The 1,601-nt window shown below is 57.0% G+C and carries 2 protein-coding genes; both read right to left on the bottom strand.

All coding sequences use genetic code 11. The features are described from left to right. Positions 1-216: 216 nt before the first annotated feature. Complete coding sequence (locus K2Z83_RS28360; protein WP_220598528.1) at positions 217-621, bottom strand: type II toxin-antitoxin system VapC family toxin; 405 nt, start codon at positions 619-621, stop codon at positions 217-219. A gap of 30 nt (positions 622-651) precedes the next feature. Beyond that, positions 652-885: an antitoxin gene (locus tag K2Z83_RS28355; protein ID WP_220598527.1), complete on the bottom strand. Its 234-nt coding sequence runs from the start codon at positions 883-885 to the stop codon at positions 652-654. Positions 886-1,601: the final 716 nt, after the last annotated feature.

The following is a 1,601-nucleotide window of genomic DNA, read 5'->3' as shown; positions in this document are numbered from 1 at the left end:
GGCCCAACGCCAGCCTTCACGCGCGCCGCTGGCAGGCGTGTGAAGCGAGGCGAGCGACGGCACAAGACAGCCTTGTAAAAAACACCAGGTTTCAGGCCGCGCCAGCGGCGTCGCGTGCAAGGCGTTGTTGGGCCAGGGGCTTGGCTATTCGGCACAGTCCGGTTGCTCGACAGGTCCGGTATGTCCGGCTTGTAGGCCGAAGAGACGGTGCCTATGTTACGATTTCGTCCAATCTTCCAAGACAATGTTGGGGACGCGCATAAATTCACGCGTATTATTGGTAACAAGAATGAGGTTGTATGCTATCGCTTGGGCAGCAATCAAGGTATCAAGGGCACCTATCGGCGTTCCTTGTGCTTCTAAAAACGCACGGATCGTCCCATAAAGCGATGTCGCGGTATAGTCAAAATCGAGAAATGTGAACGGAAGAAGGAATTGATCGAGGGCCTGTTGATTTTGATGTGGTACGCTACTTTTACTGACGCCAAACTGAAGTTCCGCGATTGTGATCGATGATATCGCAATGTCAGTGATCGGATGTTTTGTGATATGTGCCAGCACCGTTGGTGGTTTTTTACGAATGAGGGCGATACAGATATTGGTATCAAGCACGTAGCGCATGGTAGCTCCGTAATATGCACCGATAGCATGCTATTCGAATGCGCTTTCCCGCTCGTCAATGGGTGGTTGGATGCGCTCATCCATAAAATCATCAGAAAAAAACGCAAGACTATCAATCATGGTTTGCCATGATTCATGTTCTGGGATAAGGATGACGGCATTACCCATCCGTTTGATATAGACTTTCGCACCGCGAAATCGGTACTCCTTGGGAAGTCGCACCGCTTGGCTTTTTCCATTTTGAAAGAGTTTGGCACTGTCCATAGCCACCTCCCAGACGACAAAGGTATATATTAAAAGTATACACTATAATTCCCAGAAGGCAAGCAGCAATAATCGCACGTATGTTCCACTATTCAACGATCCGACATGTGCCTTACGAGTTGCGGAGGCCCAACGCTGGGCGTCAGGCGTGCCGCTGGCAGGTTTCCGTGATCGCGGCGCGTGACGGCACGCGACGACCATGACAAACGCGCCAGGTTTGGAGCCGCGCCAGCGGCATCGCCTGGACGCCATGTTGGGCGGACGGGCACCGGCCCTATGCGCGCGTCCGACGGTTCGGGAGCGGCCGTTACCGCACGCGACCGCGTTTCTCGGGGCCGTGCCCGGCTGCGGCGGCGCTCGTCTGCGATCGCTTTTCTCGTGGCCCTGCCCGGCTGCAGCTTTTACCGCACGCGCCAGTCGGCTTTCGTGGCCCTGCCCGGCTGCGGCTGTATGGCACGCGACCATCTGCTTTCGTGGCCCTGCCCGGCTGTTCGGTTATGTCCGGCTGCTCGACTGTCCGGTTATGTCCGGCTGCCCGGTATGTCCGGCTGTCCGGTTGTCCGGCTGTCCGGCTGTCCGGTTGTCCGGCTGTCCGGCTGTCCGGCTGTCCGGCTGTCCGGTATGTCCGGCTGTCCAGCTGTCCGGTTGTCCGGCTGCGCGGAACTGCGTTTCACCCGTGGAATCGGTCATTGGGCCGCCCAACGCCAGCGCTCAGG

It is taken from the genome of Oscillochloris sp. ZM17-4, assembly GCF_019599295.1.
Classification (GTDB): domain Bacteria; phylum Chloroflexota; class Chloroflexia; order Chloroflexales; family Chloroflexaceae; genus Oscillochloris.
Note: the sequence above shows the minus strand (reverse complement) of the source record. Positions and strands in the feature narration are given on the sequence as shown.

What these genes read in the sequence shown, in the direction of transcription:
- K2Z83_RS28355 (WP_220598527.1), bottom strand. Translation starts at nt 885, where the DNA reads ATGGACAGTGCCAAACTCTTTCAAAATGGAAAAAGCCAAGCGGTGCGA.
- K2Z83_RS28360 (WP_220598528.1), bottom strand. Translation starts at nt 621, where the DNA reads ATGCGCTACGTGCTTGATACCAATATCTGTATCGCCCTCATTCGTAAA.